The organism is Phormidesmis priestleyi ULC007, from assembly GCF_003003695.1.
Taxonomy (GTDB): Bacteria; Cyanobacteriota; Cyanobacteriia; order Leptolyngbyales; family Leptolyngbyaceae; genus Phormidesmis_A; species Phormidesmis_A priestleyi_A.
In genome coordinates this window covers 55,554-70,306 of the sequence record NZ_PVWG01000017.1, presented here as the reverse complement: position 1 = coordinate 70,306, position 14,753 = coordinate 55,554, and the positions used below count along the sequence as shown (strand labels likewise).

The 14,753-nt window shown below is 49.2% G+C and carries 11 protein-coding genes; 6 read left to right on the top strand and 5 right to left on the bottom strand.

Going from position 1 to position 14,753, the window contains the following annotated elements; translation table 11 throughout:
- Positions 1 to 106: 106 nt before the first annotated feature.
- Positions 107 to 1,801: a glycosyltransferase family 39 protein gene (locus C7B65_RS15455; RefSeq protein WP_073072616.1), complete on the bottom strand. Its 1,695-nt coding sequence runs from the start codon at positions 1,799 to 1,801 to the stop codon at positions 107 to 109.
- Positions 1,802 to 1,881: 80 nt separating this feature from the next.
- A complete protein-coding gene (locus tag C7B65_RS15450; RefSeq protein WP_073072618.1) occupies positions 1,882 to 3,081 on the bottom strand; it encodes an RNA-guided endonuclease TnpB family protein in 1,200 nt (399 codons plus the stop codon).
- Positions 3,082 to 3,155: 74 nt separating this feature from the next.
- Between C7B65_RS15450 and coaE the strand changes: the two genes are divergently transcribed.
- Both coaE and C7B65_RS15440 read left to right on the top strand, forming a co-directional pair.
- A complete protein-coding gene (coaE, locus tag C7B65_RS15445) occupies positions 3,156 to 3,950 on the top strand; it encodes a dephospho-CoA kinase (protein ID WP_317615822.1) in 795 nt (264 codons plus the stop codon).
- Positions 3,951 to 4,026: 76 nt separating this feature from the next.
- On the top strand, positions 4,027 to 4,614 hold the full coding sequence (locus C7B65_RS15440; RefSeq protein WP_073072622.1) for a hypothetical protein: 588 nt from the start codon (positions 4,027 to 4,029) through the stop codon (positions 4,612 to 4,614).
- A 273-nt stretch (positions 4,615 to 4,887) separates the two neighbouring features.
- On the opposite strand, the gene C7B65_RS15435 is transcribed toward C7B65_RS15440, so the two are convergent.
- The 3 genes from C7B65_RS15435 to C7B65_RS15425 form a co-directional block, all read right to left on the bottom strand.
- Positions 4,888 to 6,291, bottom strand: a complete 1,404-nt coding sequence (locus tag C7B65_RS15435) for a TldD/PmbA family protein (RefSeq protein ID WP_073072624.1) — start codon at positions 6,289 to 6,291, stop codon at positions 4,888 to 4,890.
- A 175-nt stretch (positions 6,292 to 6,466) separates the two neighbouring features.
- Entirely contained in the window at positions 6,467 to 6,742 is a 276-nt protein-coding gene (locus C7B65_RS15430) for an Npun_R1517 family heterocyst differentiation transcriptional regulator (RefSeq protein WP_073072626.1), read from the bottom strand.
- Between the two features lie 1,131 nt (positions 6,743 to 7,873).
- Entirely contained in the window at positions 7,874 to 9,073 is a 1,200-nt protein-coding gene (locus C7B65_RS15425; RefSeq protein ID WP_073072628.1) for a histidine kinase, read from the bottom strand.
- Between the two features lie 246 nt (positions 9,074 to 9,319).
- On the opposite strand from C7B65_RS15425, the gene C7B65_RS29305 reads away from it, so the two are divergent.
- The 4 genes from C7B65_RS29305 to C7B65_RS15410 all read left to right on the top strand — a co-directional run bounded on the left by C7B65_RS29305 (position 9,320) and on the right by C7B65_RS15410 (position 14,410).
- Positions 9,320 to 9,454, top strand: coding sequence for a hypothetical protein (locus tag C7B65_RS29305; protein ID WP_280523184.1), 135 nt, complete (start codon positions 9,320 to 9,322; stop codon positions 9,452 to 9,454).
- Positions 9,455 to 9,733: 279 nt separating this feature from the next.
- The gene (locus tag C7B65_RS15420; RefSeq protein WP_073072629.1) at positions 9,734 to 10,921 is read left to right on the top strand and encodes a glycosyltransferase family 4 protein; all 1,188 of its coding nucleotides are present in this window, start codon (positions 9,734 to 9,736) and stop codon (positions 10,919 to 10,921) included.
- 75 nt (positions 10,922 to 10,996) lie between these two features.
- Positions 10,997 to 13,564 (top strand): sigma 54-interacting transcriptional regulator, encoded by a 2,568-nt coding sequence (locus C7B65_RS15415; protein WP_244913211.1) that lies wholly within the window; start codon positions 10,997 to 10,999, stop codon positions 13,562 to 13,564.
- A 246-nt stretch (positions 13,565 to 13,810) separates the two neighbouring features.
- Positions 13,811 to 14,410, top strand: a complete 600-nt coding sequence (locus C7B65_RS15410) for a hypothetical protein (protein ID WP_143162060.1) — start codon at positions 13,811 to 13,813, stop codon at positions 14,408 to 14,410.
- Positions 14,411 to 14,753: the final 343 nt, after the last annotated feature.

The following is a 14,753-nucleotide window of genomic DNA, read 5'->3' as shown; positions in this document are numbered from 1 at the left end:
AAAATGGGGGATTTAGGGGCACAAGCCGACTCAAACGGAGCAACCAACGACCTTATCTACACTCTAGTTGAGTCCGAGAAGTTGCCCCTTAATAAATCCACGTTCCTCAGCACCGATAGCCCTGATAGGGAACGCCCAATCGGTAATATCGATCGGGATCGCGGTTGCAGACCGATCGATGCAAAGAAAGCTGTTGGGGAAAGTCTTTTTTCCTCAAGCCGGGTGCAATAATCCAGAGATTTTGAGGCGAAGCATCGCTGACTTTGGGGCTTTTCAGATTCTCCCAAACTTGTTCATAACCCTGCGATCGCGCCAGAAATGCAAACTTGGTTTGAGGATTATTCTCCAGCAGTGCCAGGGCAAAGCTTAACCCCAAAGCAATGTCTTGCAAATCTTGGTGTGCCATCACCACGAGCGTCGATTCAGCAGCTTTCGACTGCATCGTTCTGGCAACTTGCTGAGGCTGATAAGGTTTGAGAAAGACGCGATCGGATACCACAAATCCACAACTCAACAACCCAAACAGCACGATCGGAATGAGAGTTTTGGGCCACGAGCGATCGCTTTGGGATGGCGGATCTGCAACCACAAATTTACCCTCGGTTGCCACGCTCCACAAACTCGCGCCTATCAAAGCACAGACTGCCGGGTAATAAATAAAGTTATAGCGAGGAACCTGAGTCAGATCTTTGTGAAATAGATAGACGATCGCCAAAAACTCGACTACCACCCAACCGACAAAGCTTGCTAAGGTCAGAGTCTCCCAGTGCATTTCTGGCGTTTGCCAAAGTTTTTGCAGTCCTTTGAACACCTGCCAGGTCAGCCAACCGCTAAACAGCAACATCAGCACCGCCGATGGAATCACGATCCAGAGCGGCTGATTCTCAACGGGAAGGGCGATCGTCATCAATACCCAGCCCGCCAATAGCTGATAGAGCGGCACAATCAGGGTCAACCAACCGGACTGAGTTGGGGCTAACCAATTGGTTTCTGGACGGCTCAAATGACTCAAAAAGGTCGGCATCCAGGGCAAATAAATCAGCCCAATTCCACCGACAGCGAAGAGGAGCGTCAGCCAGGTATGACGATAGAAAGAAATGGGAGCTTTGCGGTTTGAGAATTGAAATTTGAGGAGTAAGGCGACCAGGGTTAGAAGTTGGGCGATCGTCGCCAAAATGAAAAAATAGTGGACGTAGAAACCTACGCCATTAACGGCGATCCAGCCGAGCCAAACGCCGGGTTGCAGTCGTTGCTGCCGAAAATCTTGCTGAATGCGAATCATGCCCAACAGTGCCAGACTGAGCAGCAGCATCGGCACCGTGTAGTGACGGGCTTCTTGAGAGAGGTAGACGGCGAAGGGAGACACCGCCATCACGATCGCGCTTGCCAACCCCGCAGATCTTGAAAAGGCAATTCGATTCAGATAATAAATAGAGAAGATTACCCCGACTCCTGCCAGGGCTGGTAGCGATCGCAGTTTCCACACCCAAGTGTGACTACTAGATTGAAGCCAATTTAACCAATCGTGTAGCCAGCAAAAAAACAGAGGCGGATGAACCGATTGAGTCGAAACGGTTTGAGCGATCGCCGCGCAGGTGGTCGGTTTGAGCGTAAAAAGTTGATCGAGCGCCGACAGCGAAAAGGCTGCCTCTAACGGCACATCGAGATAACTCCGCCCCAAGCTCAAGAGCGCCGTAATCACTTCATCCATCCAAACGGATTTAGCGTCAAGATTCCAAAACCTCAACATTGCGCCCAGAAAGACGACCCCAATCAAAATCAGAGTGCGGGAAAAGATCATAGCGATCGACCGACGTTAGAGACTGCACTCTACACTGGAAAGGAGTTTGTCGAAAGACCGTGAACTACCTACACCAACCGCTACGCAGTCTGGTGTAAGCTTCCAATTTCAATAGGAAGTGCCTTAGATACGGATGACTTACGCCTTCCAACCCTCGGACTTACCTTCCCTCCATTGGCAGTAGCGCTAGTTCCTAACGCCAAAATACGCAAGCCTTCATCTCGAATATTGATCGCCGCGTTTACATCCCGGTCGTGCTTTGTAGCGCAGTTCTCACACTGCCATGACCGGATATCTAAAGGTAGGCTACCCATTCGATTGAGGCAGACTGAGCAGGTTTTTGAAGACGGGAAAAACCGATCAACTTCTTGATAAATCTTTCCATCTTGCCCTGCTTTATAACTGAGCATTCTAGTGAACTCGCTCCAACTTGCATCGTTAATCGCTTTGGCTAAGTTGTGATTTTTCACCAGGTTCTTTACCGCTAAGTTCTCCACGCAGATCACTTGGTTTTCGTTGACCATTTTGCGCGATAACTTATGCAGAAAGTCTTTTCTCACGTTCGCAATTTTCTCGTGAACCCGTGCCACAATGCGACGTGCTTTCTTCCGATTGCTTGACCCCTTCTGTTTACGAGCAAGCCTTTGTTGCTTACGTTTGAGGTTCTTTGAATGCTTTTTCAGCACTCTCGGATTATCAAACTTTGAGCCGTCAGACGTAATTGCAAAGTGGGTTAGACCCAAATCAATCCCAACGGCTTTACCGGTTCCCAACACCTCAACTTCTGGCACCTCATCATCGAATAACAGCGACGCAAAATACTTGCCAGAGGTTGTGAGAGACACCGTTACAGTTTTTAGCTTGCCTTCAAAGACGCGATGAATCTTTGCTTTGATCACGCCCAACTTTGGCAGCCTCAAGCTCTCATCGGTGATTTCAACATTCTGGGGATATTGAATCGACTGTTTACCGTGCTTTGATTTGAAGTTGGGAAACTCCGTCCGCCCCTCAAAGAAGTTGATAAACGCCCTCGACAGGTTGAGAGACACGCTCTGCAAGACCTGGCTGTAAGGCTCTGCTAACCATTCAAACTCCTTCTTGAGGGCGGGTAATCGGCTGTTCATCCCCACCTGAGATAAGCCTTTCCCGGTTTCTTTGTAGAGTCGATTGGTTTCAGCCAACGAGTTATTCCAAAACCAACGGGCACAGCCAAACGCTTTTGATAGCGCTTCTTGCTGCTCATCGGTCGGATAAATTCGTACTTTGACTGCGCGTTTCATGTCTTTATCTTACTACAATTTGTGATTAGCAGTAAGAGGTATTGATCAATAGTCTGTGTTGATATTTAGGAGACTTGCAATATCTTGCCTATCCCGATGGTTCTCCAGCTTCGGTGAAGACCACAATCGGGACGGCAAGATATCGCATTGGCTTTCATCCCGCCGCTAAAATGAGTACATCTATAGCGGGGGACTTCCCGCCGACTCAGTTAAGGAAAGTTTGTGCTATGAGCGGTCAAGCCCCGTCTCCACGAATCATTGGCTTAACGGGAGGCATTGGCATGGGCAAAACAACGGTCTCCGACTATTTAGACAAAACTTATCAACTGCCCATTTTAGATGCTGATATTTATGCAAGAGAAGCTGTGCAGCCCGGATCGATCGTCCTCGAAGCGATCGTGAATCGCTACCAATCCAAAATTTTGTTGTTAGATGGAACGCTCGATCGTCGCCAGCTTGGGGAGATTATTTTCACCCAGCCATCAGAACGCATCTGGCTAGATGAGCAAATTCATCCCTATGTGCGGCAAGCGTTGAGTCGAGATCGAGATCGTCTGATCCAACACTCACATCAGACGATCGTCCTAGTGATCCCGCTGCTGTTTGAAGCTCAAATGACGGATTTGATCACAGAGATTTGGGTAGTCTCGTGTTCGCCAGATCAGCAGATTCAGCGTTTGATGCAGCGTGGAGCGTTGAGCCTAGAGCAAGCAAACGCGCGAATTAACAGCCAAATGGCGATTGCCGAAAAGCGCGATCGAGCCGATGTTGTATTAGAGAACACTTCAACGTTAGAGGATCTTTTAGAGCAAGTCGATCGAGCGATTGATCACCCATTCTCGCCAAATTCGACAAAATCTTACGGCTGACCGCTAGACTGTCTATGGTTTGGGTTCTGATACATTCCTTCAAATTGCAAGTTCTAACATCACTTGATAAACGGCTATGGGCGCAACGCTAGAACAAATCGCTGGCTTTCTAGACAACAAAGACTGGAAATATCGCCTAGACCCCGAAGAGTCTCGCATTCTGACAGGCGTGTATGGTGAAAACATCGAAGACTTTCTGATCGTCATTCAGCTAGACGAAGATGGAGAATTTTTTGAGATTTTTGCGCCCCGCGTTTTAGCAGGAGTCAAAGACCATCCTCACAAGACTGCAATTTTGCAGACCATGCTCTGCATCTCCTGGGAAACCAAAATGCTTCAGTGGGAATATGACCCCTCAGATGGTGAAATCCGCGCCATCATTGAGTTTCCCCTTGAAGATGCAATTTTGACCGAACGCCAGTTTTATCGGTGCCTGCACAGTCTCGTTCAGCTAGTGGATGAGTTAGCAATGCCTCGCCTACAAGCCGTAATGGAAACCGGAGAAGACCCCGGCGACCTCGAAGAAGGCGAACGGTTACTGCTGGCCTTACAAGAAGAAGCGCCCGGACTGTTAACCGTCTTAGAACGCGCGATGGAAGCCCGCAAACGACGCGGCAGACACTTGCCAGAGAAAGAGCCAGACAAAGAAAAAGAAAAGGAATGACCGTAAATCCACGTCAGTTCGATGAGTTCTTTCGCTTCGTTCTTCAGCGCTTCAGCCCCCTAAATCCCCCAAAATTGGGGGACTTTGAACCTAAGTTCTAGGCTTGAAGTCCCCCAGAATTGGGGGATTTTGGGGGCAGCCCAGATTTGCAACCGTAGCGAAAAGCTTCATCGAATTCACGTTAAATCCAGTCATCGTTTCGTGGCGCAGTCGTCTCGACTGCCAGCAGGCAAGATGCCTGTCCCACCGTTGCTGAACTTCCGTCTTAATAGACTAGTCTTCGATCGCTTCTCCGCCCACGACGACATCTCGAATTCGCAAGCTAGGGCCGCCACAACCTACGGCTAAACCACTCTGTCCGCCTTTGCCGCAGCCGCCTGACTCATCCCAATAAAAGTCATCGCCGATGCCTTCGATGTCTGCCAGGGTTTTAAAGGCATTGCCAGAGAGGGTGACATCCCGTACAGGTTCGGCAATTTCGCCATTGCGAATCATCCAAGCCTCGCCGGCCGTGAAAGTAAACATCTCGCCATTCGTCATGCCGCCTAACCAGTTACGGGCATAAACCCCTTCCTTGATGTCGCTAAACAAATCTTGAACCGGGGTTTTGCCTCGCTCGATCCAGGTGTTGGTCATGCGAACGATCGGGGGAAAGTGGTAGTTCAAACAACGAGCGTTTCCGGTAGGAGCCTCTTCGAGCTTGCCAGCCGTCTCACGCGAGTGCAGACGACCCACTAAAACCCCGTCTTTGATCAGTTGTGTCGTGGTTGCCGGAACGCCCTCATCGTCATAGAAATAGCTGCCTCGATGCCCTTCAAGCGCGGCACCATCAAAAATCTGCAATTCTGGCGAACCGAATCGTCGCCCCAGGCTCATCACTTCTAGCAAATCTGGGTTTTCATAGGCCATATCGGCTTCTGAGAGGTGCCCAAACGACTCGTGGACAAATAGCCCAGATAAAATCGGATCAATCACCACCGTGTAGGCATTGCCCTTGACTGGAGGCAGCGCCAACGAGTCAACGGCTCTTTGAGCCGCGCTGCGAACTTGCTCATCCAACCCCATCAGGTCTTCATAGGCTTTGCGAGATCCGATCGTTTCTCGCCCCGTTTGCACCGTTTCTCCATTTCGAGCAGTGGCAGCAAAGCGCATCTCAATATCGACCCAAGACTGTTCAATAAACGTGCCGTCTGAGGTGGCCAAAATCATTTTCTGAGCGCTGTCACCATAGCGAACCGAAACCGTTGCGATTTTGGGATTAACCGATTGCAAAAGTCCGCCATAGTATTGACACAGCGATTTTTTTTGCGCGAGCGGAATCTGTCGAGGGTCAGTGCCCGTTAGCGGCAGGGTGCAGATGTCTTGAACCGGATCGATCGGGGCAAGAATCGTTTCATCAGTGCCCACCAGCCGAGCCGCCGCGATCGCGTCTTCAATTCGGTCAGACAGGGTTGACAGTTGATTAAAACTAGCAAAGCCCCAACCGCCTTTGTGGCAGGCTCTAACCTGCCCTCCGATCGAGATTCCCTCACTCAGGGTTTCAATCTTGGTGCCCCTGAGCAAAATATCGGTGCCCTCAGCCGCCTCTAAACGAATGGCTAAATAATCAACCTGAGAGCGATAACGACGAACCAAATCAGCCAGGAGGTTTTTGGTGTCAGCCAGGGCATGGGTCATTGCTTTTAGAAACCTTATCGACTGTCTCTATTGTGCAATCGATCGAGACGGGTTGCACAAATCAGCCTCCCATAAAAAGTCCCGTGACTCAAAGCAGCCTTTAGCAGCCGTCAAGATCACGGGCAAAGCTTATAAAAAATCTAGGGTGCAAGCAGGTTAAACGCAACCCACGAGCCTAGTCTTTAGAGTTACGTAGACGAATCAACTGACGACGCATCTGGGGTGAGGCTGCAATTTCAGAAATTTCCTGTGCCTCTACCTCAACTTGGATAGGCTCCATATATTCATCACTGCCGCAGGCGAAGGCATCAAGCAGCATCTCTAGGAGTTGTTCGCGGTCTTTTAGCACCCGCTTTTCCTCAACTAATCTGAACTTGAGGTGAATCTCACACTCGTAAACACCCACTTCATGGTTATCTGTGGGCTGATATTCCAAGGAATCGTACTTCATTTAGGAAAGCAGTCCCTACGACGCTGCGATTGGATAAGGGCTTCAAATCAGGATTGGCGGAAAACCTTGCATTCTACTGCCCATACTTTGAGCAACCGAATGCAAATGTTTCTTCATGGGATTAAACCTAGCATCTTCAGAAACTAATTCAGATCAGCTAGATAGCTGAATCATCAAACTAACAGTGTGAAATTTGAGAATGTAAAAGCGTTTGTTCATTTCAATGAAGTCCACTAATACGTTCCTTAATCGAAAGGGGGATTACGGTCAGTTATAGGGGAGTTAATCGTGAATTAGTACCGTAATAACACTCATCTTTGAATAACCGAAAGTTGTAGGAACTTAGCGAGAAGATAGAAGGTGCTTGATTGCTTGAATAATAGTCTCTTCTCAAGGCTGTGAATGGAGCCAGCAGAAACTTTTGCTTGACTAAAAAGTGATCTAAATCACGTCAATAAGGCCAACGCAAAGCTGTATTTTTATATACTTATATAAAAGCCTTATACTTAATTTCATAGAGGTTTGATTGTCCAAACAGCGATGTTTAGGAGATTTTCACTCTTATTTCTAATCTTAAGAGGTAAAAACATTAATGCGGTTTTGGTATTATTAAAAACCTAGCTAACTCCGTGATTAAGTTATTTCCGAAGCTAATTATTCTCAGGCCGAGAAGAAGGTTGTCCTAGTTAAAGTTCTATTTAAGCAGTCAGTACTGATTGAATATATGTGATTTATTTAACTTTGATCTACTCGCTTTATTTCTTGAATAATCAAAATTTAGCTTCGTCACACTGATATTTACCCCGATCAGGACTGTAAATTCAATTAATTCTCTATATATATAAATTATTTCATCGCTCATCAAACCTACGATAAATTGTATTGAGCTGACAACCTAGAAACTACATTAGAGACGATCGAAGTAATCACCTTGCGTGGGCCACTAAATATAGAATTTCAGTAAAACCACTGAAGAACATTCACTGTTAGATGAATTTTCTAAAAAGATTTGCGGCTCTTTATGTAGTTTTGATGTTGATGCTTAAAATCAGCCTGAACAATTCCCAAACCAATCGAATTGATGATGAGTTCATAATCCATCAAACTGCGATCGAGTGCCTTGACAGTGGGTTATCGCTGCGATCGATAAACAGGCAGCGTAAAGTGAAAGCAACTGCCCTGATTGGGGACAGAATCAACCCAAATCTGCCCATAGTGGGCCCGAACGATGCGTTGACAGAGCGATAACCCAATCCCGTAGCCCTCTTGAGCTTGATCTCGCTGAAGGCGGAAATGATCTTCAAAAATCCGTTCCCGATTTTCTTCGGGCACACCTGGCCCGTCGTCACAAATGCTGATCTGCACTTTTTGAGCCGTGCGGTGCAGCATCGAGATGTGAATGGTGCCCTCGATCGGCGTATATTTCGCGGCATTGTCGAGGATATTCGTCAAAACCTGGCGCACTCGCTCTTCGTCAGCGTAGACGATGGGCAGATCGGTCGGAATGTCTGCATCCACTTTCTGCGACTTGGCATGGAAGCGCTCTTCTAAATTCTCTAAAACCGTTTGACAAAGGGCACCGAGTTCTAGCTTTTGCGGCAAAATTTGAAGTTCAGCACTGGTGCCTCTAGCGGCTTGTAAAATGTCAGTGATCATGCGATCTATGGTGCGAATCTGCGATCGCCCGTGCTTCAACAACTGAGCAGTCAGCGCCGGGGTGAGACGATAGCCCTGCCCCTCTTGAGCCTTATGACCCATTTCTAGCGTTTCGATGGCGATCGACGCTGCCGTTAGCGGATTTCGCAAATCGTGAGCCAGCATTGAAATAATCTGATCTTTAAACTGAAGCTGCGCCTGAAGATCTTCTTTTTCTTTTTTGAGGTTAAAGATTTGATCGGCTAGCTGCAACAATTCAGAAGAATGCGCGATCGAGGAAATCTTTGGAGGCTGATCTGAAACAGGAGATTCGGTTTCTTCGAGCACAGAGCCTTCTAACTCAGCCCGGTTTTCTAAAAAGTCTGCAACCGAGGCTTGCCAGCGTGACCAACAATTTTTGAGTTGAGCAACCAGATTCGTTCCCGTCAAGGTCTGTCGAGGGTCGGGATGAATTTTAATTAGGGCAGGAGTCGCCACCAAGCGAAAATGCTCGGCTAAATGAGGCTGTTCGCCAACATCAATCACCTGAAGCTCAAACGGATAGTCGGCTCTAAGATCGGTCAAAAAGCGGCGAATCTGCTGGATTTGCTCTTTTGCCTTGGGTCGCTGATCGACAAACAGCAAGATCTGTAAGGGCACTTCAGCGTTTGTTAACTTTTGGGGAGGTGCCTGCATCGTCAATGAGTTGCTACAGACGGGGCTAGTTGACTATCAGGACAGGTTAACTGGGCTTGACTGAGCTGAAACATCGCACGATTGCAGTTCTCTCTAAGAGACTACAACGCTATACTGACGACTTTAGGTAGGAATGCTAAGGATCAAGCTAGGATTTAGTATCCAAAACAGATCGAGCCGTTTACCTGGGACATCTATAGATTATCGCGTTCTGGCAAGGTCTGTGAGCAGGTTTACCAAGTTTCTTTGACGCACTCCCCAGCCCTCAAGGGACGGAAATTCTGGGTTCAAGCAGCGATCGCAGGCAAGCCCGTCTTACATCACCTCGCCCACTGGACAACGCCCTGCCCAGTTTTTGAACAAGTACAACTCAAAAAATGAACCGTATGTTCAACCGATTCGTACAAAGTTTTACCCAGATCGCGATTCAGATCTGGAACGCTATACCTTGCTGTCATGGTTCAGAGGTGTACCGAGATTTGACTCTTCGCGTACAAGTTCAATCGTACCACTGGTTGTATCCCTGTTCCTGAACTCTGCCGCCTAACCTCGGCGCGGGAACCCCTTTTACATCCCCATGCGTGAACAACAGGGGCTTTAAGGGTTCCCGAACCCTCCATTCCGGTAAAGTGAAAATAAGAATCGTCGAGACTGAGGCTGATGAAGATTTTGGTATTGACCTGGGAGTTTCCACCGCGGATTGTGGGCGGCATTGCCCGTCATGTAGCAGAGCTATACCCAGAGTTGGTCAAGCGGGGGCATGAAATTCATCTGATCACGGTGCAGTTTGGTCAGGCTCCTCACTATGAAGTGGTCGATGGCGTAGCAGTGCATCGGGTCAGTGTAGACGAGAGCCAAAACTTCTTGCACTGGGTCGCCAACATGAACGACAGCATGGGTCGGCATGGCGGCAAGCTGATTCGCGAGGAAAGCGCGTTTGAGATCATTCATGCTCACGACTGGTTGGTGGACGATGCCGCGATCGCGCTCAAGCATCTGTTCAAAATTCCGATCGTGGCGACGATCCACGCGACTGAGGGCGGTCGAAATAACGGCGTTCACACAGAGGCGCAGCGCTATGTCAATGAGAAGGAGCAGCGATTGGCATACGAGGCATGGCGCGTGATTGTCTGCACAGACTTTATGCGGCGAGAAGTCGAGCGATCGCTATACACGCCCTGGAACAAAATCGATGTGGTTTATAACGGCATTCGGGCTGAAAAAAAGCAGCGTCACCCAGGGTTTGACTTGCAAGCCTTTCGGCGGCGGTTTGCGGGAGATGACGAGAAAATTGTCTATTACGTGGGGCGAATGACCTACGAAAAGGGCATCTCTGTAATGCTCAGTGCCGCGCCAAAAGTGCTGCAAGCAATGGGAACTCAGGTGAAGTTTATCTTTATTGGCGGGGGCAACACCGATTATCTCAAGGGGCAAGCCTGGAATTTAGGCATTTGGCAAAAGTGCTATTTCACTGGGTTTATGCCCGACGAAGATCTCGATCGATTTCAGACGATCGCCAACTGCGCCGTGTTTCCAAGTCTCTATGAACCGTTCGGCATTGTGGCGTTAGAAAGTTTTGCGGCACGGGTGCCTGTGGTCGTGTCAGATGCGGGTGGCTTGCCTGAAGTCGTTCGTCATGGCAAAACAGGGGTCGTGACCTGGACGAACAATTCAGACTCTCTCGCCTGGGGCATTATTGAGGTGCTGAAGAACCCTGATTATGCCCAGTGGCTGGTCGAAAATGCCTACAAAGATTTAGCCGTTCGGTTTAACTGGGCAAAGTTGGCACAGCAAACCGAGGCGGTGTATGGGCGAGTGCTGCATGAACGATCGCAGGTCGAGTGGTAACTTTCTAAATTGGCTGACGCGAGACGTAAAGATTGATCTTCTGGGCGAGTGTTGGCTCTGCGATCGTGATAATCAGTGAGTGTCGAACCACGATCGCACAACCTAAAAAGCGCAATGGATCAAGCAGAGAAGATCACTTGGTTAAAGCAAAATACAGTGCTGGAGTCGCTCTCAGACGAGACAGTAGGCGCGATCGCGGCGGCAATTCAAGAAGAATCGGTGCAAGAAAATCGACGATTGGTGCTAGAAGACACGATTCCTCCGGCGGTCTACATTTTGCAGGCGGGGCGGGTTGAGAGCTATCGCACGAGTCAGACCGGGGTTGCCACAGCGACCAGTTTGCTGCCCGGTGCGATCGTCTATCTCAAAGAGCTACTCATTAACGCTGCTGCTGAAGACACCACCATTACCCTCAGTGATTGTGTGGTGTGGGAGATTCCACGTGCAGAATTTCTGGCGCTCACTCAGCAATATCCAGAGATTTCGCAGACGTTTTCTCGCTCTCTGGCAACCGAGTTAGAACTGGTATCGGCTCAACTCGCCTTTGAACGAGAGCGGCAGAGCGCGTTGCGCCCCTATGTTGTGCCCAAGGTCAGACGCGGCATTGTCGGCACCAGTCGCTATGCGGTGAGAATTCGGCAAGAGATTAAAAAAGCGTCTGGCGATCGCCAATCAGTGCTGATCTTTGGCGAACCTGGATTAGAAAAAGACAATACGGCGGCACTGATTCATTTTGGGTCGGACGATCGTAAAGAACCGATGATTCAGGTGAACTGCAACACCCTGCAACCGAATGGCTCAGAGCTATTCGGGCGAGGCAACAAACTAGGACTGTTAGATTGGATCGGACGCGGCACGATTTTGCTCAATAACTTAGAGGCGATTCCCGTTGAGTTAGAAGAAAAATTGGCTCAACTGTTGGCAACTGGCGAGTTTACGCCCATAGATCGGGAGGGCACAACCCCAACTCCGCGACCGTGTGAAGCTCGGATCATGATGACTTCTGAGAAAATTCTGCCCCGATTAGAGCGCGGAAAACTGGTCGGACACACGATTAAAATTCCGCCGTTAAGAGTTCGCAAGGCAGATATTCAGGCTCAAATTGAATATTATCTCAGCTTGCTGTGCCGCTCTAGAGGCATTCCCAAGCCCAAAATCACGCCAGAAGCGCTGCGCCGTCTGCAAGGCTATGACTTTCCGGGCAACGCGATCGAGTTGCAAAGCCTGATTGCCCGCGCTCTCACCCAATCAGACGGAGCCGCAGAGCTGACGGAAGAAGTGTTTTGGTCAGCGAGTCTCAAAAATCGGCGGTTTCGGATCAATTTGCTCAATGCTTATCCCAAACTGCGGCAGTTTCTTCGCAGCCCCTGGTATCCCGATCGCCTAAATTATGGTTTCACGTTGGGATTTTTTGCCGTCGTCGTAGCGGTGCTGATGTGGGGCCCCCAAACCCGCGATCGTAACGTGGCGCTCAATTTCTTTTGGGCGTGGTGGTGGATGCTGATGTTAGCGGCCTTTCCATTTGTGGGGCGGCTGTGGTGTGCGGTTTGTCCGTTTATGATTTATGGCGAACTGGCCCAAAAATTTTCGTTGTGGATCTATCCCCGAAAGCTTCAGCCCTGGCCCCGTCAAGAAGCCGAAAAGTGGGGCGGCTGGTTTATTTTTGGGATGTTCGCCCTAATTTTGCTCTGGGAAGAACTGTGGAATCTAGAAAATGTGGCTTATCTGTCGGGCTGTCTGCTGCTGCTGATTACGGCGGGGGCGGTGATTTTTTCGCTGCTGTTTGAGCGCCGATTTTGGTGCCGTTATTTGTGCCCGATCGGAGGCATGAATGGCTTGTTTGCCAAGCTGTCGATGGTCGAACTGCGCGCCCAGCAAGGAATTTGTTCGGCTAGCTGCACAACTTATCAATGCTATAAAGGCGGGCCTCAAAAGGGCGAAGGTCTAGAGACGGGTGGCTGTCCGGTTTATTCTCACCCGGCTCAACTTCAAGACAACAAAGATTGCGTCCTCTGCATGACCTGTCTCAAAGCCTGTCCCCATCGATCGGTCGAACTCAATTTTCGACCTCCCGGCATCGAACTCTGGACGACCCACAAACCCAGCTATGCCGAGATTTCCCTCCTATTTTTGCTGTTTGGTGCGGTGTTTCTGCATCGACTGCCTGAAATCGAACAACAGTTTGGACTAAATTTACAGCTCGATAACTCTGGCATTCACGCTGGAGTGTCGGTTTTGGCGCTGTTGATTCCCTCTGCGATCGCGCTTGTCGCCCATGCCTTGATTCGGCTATTTAATGCCAAGCCACGTCCTTTTCTAGAACTGGCTTATGGTTATTTACCGATCGTCTTAGGCAGCAGTCTTGCTCACTATTTAAGATTAGGCTTAACCGAAGCAGGACGAGTTATTCCAGTGACGATCGCCACGTTTGGCGCAGATACTCAAAATCTTTCTTTACCCATTGCTGTTGCTGATCCTGCCGTGATCGCGTTCCTTCAGGGCGTAGCATTCATTTTCTCATTTTGGCTGAGTGTTTTTCTGACTCAAAAAATTGCCCGTCAGCCGATTTGGAATTTATTGCCGCAGCATGTTGCAATGGCAGCGATCGGGTCTATGCTATGGGTGATCACGGTGGGTTGGTAATACTAATCTTAACAATGTAGTTATTACTACACCCGTGCATCACTCGATAGGGTTATTCCTTCGTCAGACAGGTTTTTTATCGCAATAAATCGTCCATTATTAGCCAAGCGAGAAATTATTCAGTAGAATTTGAACTCATTGGACTAAACGAGTCTCCTAGAAAGCGTCATGGGGAAAACAAGCGGAAAAGGGAATAAGCGGAAAACACTCTTTGCAAAGGGTGCTGTTCGTCGTTCTGAAGAAAAGATGTCTGGAGCGCGTGCTGAGATCAGCGTCGATCGGCAGCGTCTACTCAATCAACTGGTGGCATTTGTTCAGCGCTATCCCGTTCTGGTGTGGAGCGGAGTGTGGGTCTTGCTGGTGCTGATGATCTGGCTCGGTGTGACGGGGTTGCTGCACGTTGATACGGTCGAGGTCGAACCGCCTCAGCCCGGAATTGTGACAGACGCACCTCAAATTCCTCAGCTAAAACCGCGACTTCAAGCAAAACCTGCCTCTTCGTTTGGGTTGCTTGCCGCGATCGCTGTCAGTTGTGGCGTGACTTCTCTACTTCTTGCCAAGCAATTTACGTCTGCTAAACCCCAACGCGGACTCGTGATCAAACGCCAAAAAGCCTTTGCTGACAATGCCGAGATAGCAACGCATCAGCCGCCTCAAGAAGTCGAGTCTAAGCTGGCAAAACAGCCCCCTGCCGATGCGGTGTTTCGACGAGCGACTCCGGTTAAATCCCAGCCCACCGTAACGGTGTTGCCAGCCGAAGAAAACCATCCCTTAGATTGGGGCGACGCAAGCTTGGCAGACAGAATGGATATTCGCAAGCAAAAATCGCTCTCTAACTACCTCTAGGATCGTGGATTAACGTCAGTTCGATGAGTTCTTTCGCTGCGTTCTCCAGCGCTTCAGCCCCCTAAATCCCCCATTCTGGGGGACTTCAAGCCAAAATTTCCGGTTCAAAGTCCCCCCAATTTTGGGGGATTTAGGGGGCTTCCCAAATTTATCATCGGAGTGAACCACTTCTATCGAACTCACGTTGGATTAAATAACCTGTAAAACTCGTCAGCGGCTTCTGCTCTCCTCACGAAGTGGGGCGAAGCCCTCGCCAACCCTTCTCCTTGGGGAGAAGGGAGTTAGATTCTCTAGTTCCCTCTCCCTGGGGAGAGGGCTAGGGTGAGGGCGAAGTTTCACCTTA

Coding starts and splice junctions, on each gene's coding strand:
- C7B65_RS15410 (WP_143162060.1), top strand. CDS start 13,811: ATGTCTGGAGCGCGTGCTGAGATCAGCGTCGATCGGCAGCGTCTACTC.
- C7B65_RS15435 (WP_073072624.1), bottom strand. CDS start 6,291: ATGACCCATGCCCTGGCTGACACCAAAAACCTCCTGGCTGATTTGGTT.
- C7B65_RS15450 (WP_073072618.1), bottom strand. CDS start 3,081: ATGAAACGCGCAGTCAAAGTACGAATTTATCCGACCGATGAGCAGCAA.
- C7B65_RS15420 (WP_073072629.1), top strand. CDS start 9,734: ATGAAGATTTTGGTATTGACCTGGGAGTTTCCACCGCGGATTGTGGGC.
- C7B65_RS15425 (WP_073072628.1), bottom strand. CDS start 9,073: ATGCAGGCACCTCCCCAAAAGTTAACAAACGCTGAAGTGCCCTTACAG.
- C7B65_RS15455 (WP_073072616.1), bottom strand. CDS start 1,801: ATGATCTTTTCCCGCACTCTGATTTTGATTGGGGTCGTCTTTCTGGGC.
- C7B65_RS15440 (WP_073072622.1), top strand. CDS start 4,027: ATGGGCGCAACGCTAGAACAAATCGCTGGCTTTCTAGACAACAAAGAC.
- C7B65_RS15430 (WP_073072626.1), bottom strand. CDS start 6,742: ATGAAGTACGATTCCTTGGAATATCAGCCCACAGATAACCATGAAGTG.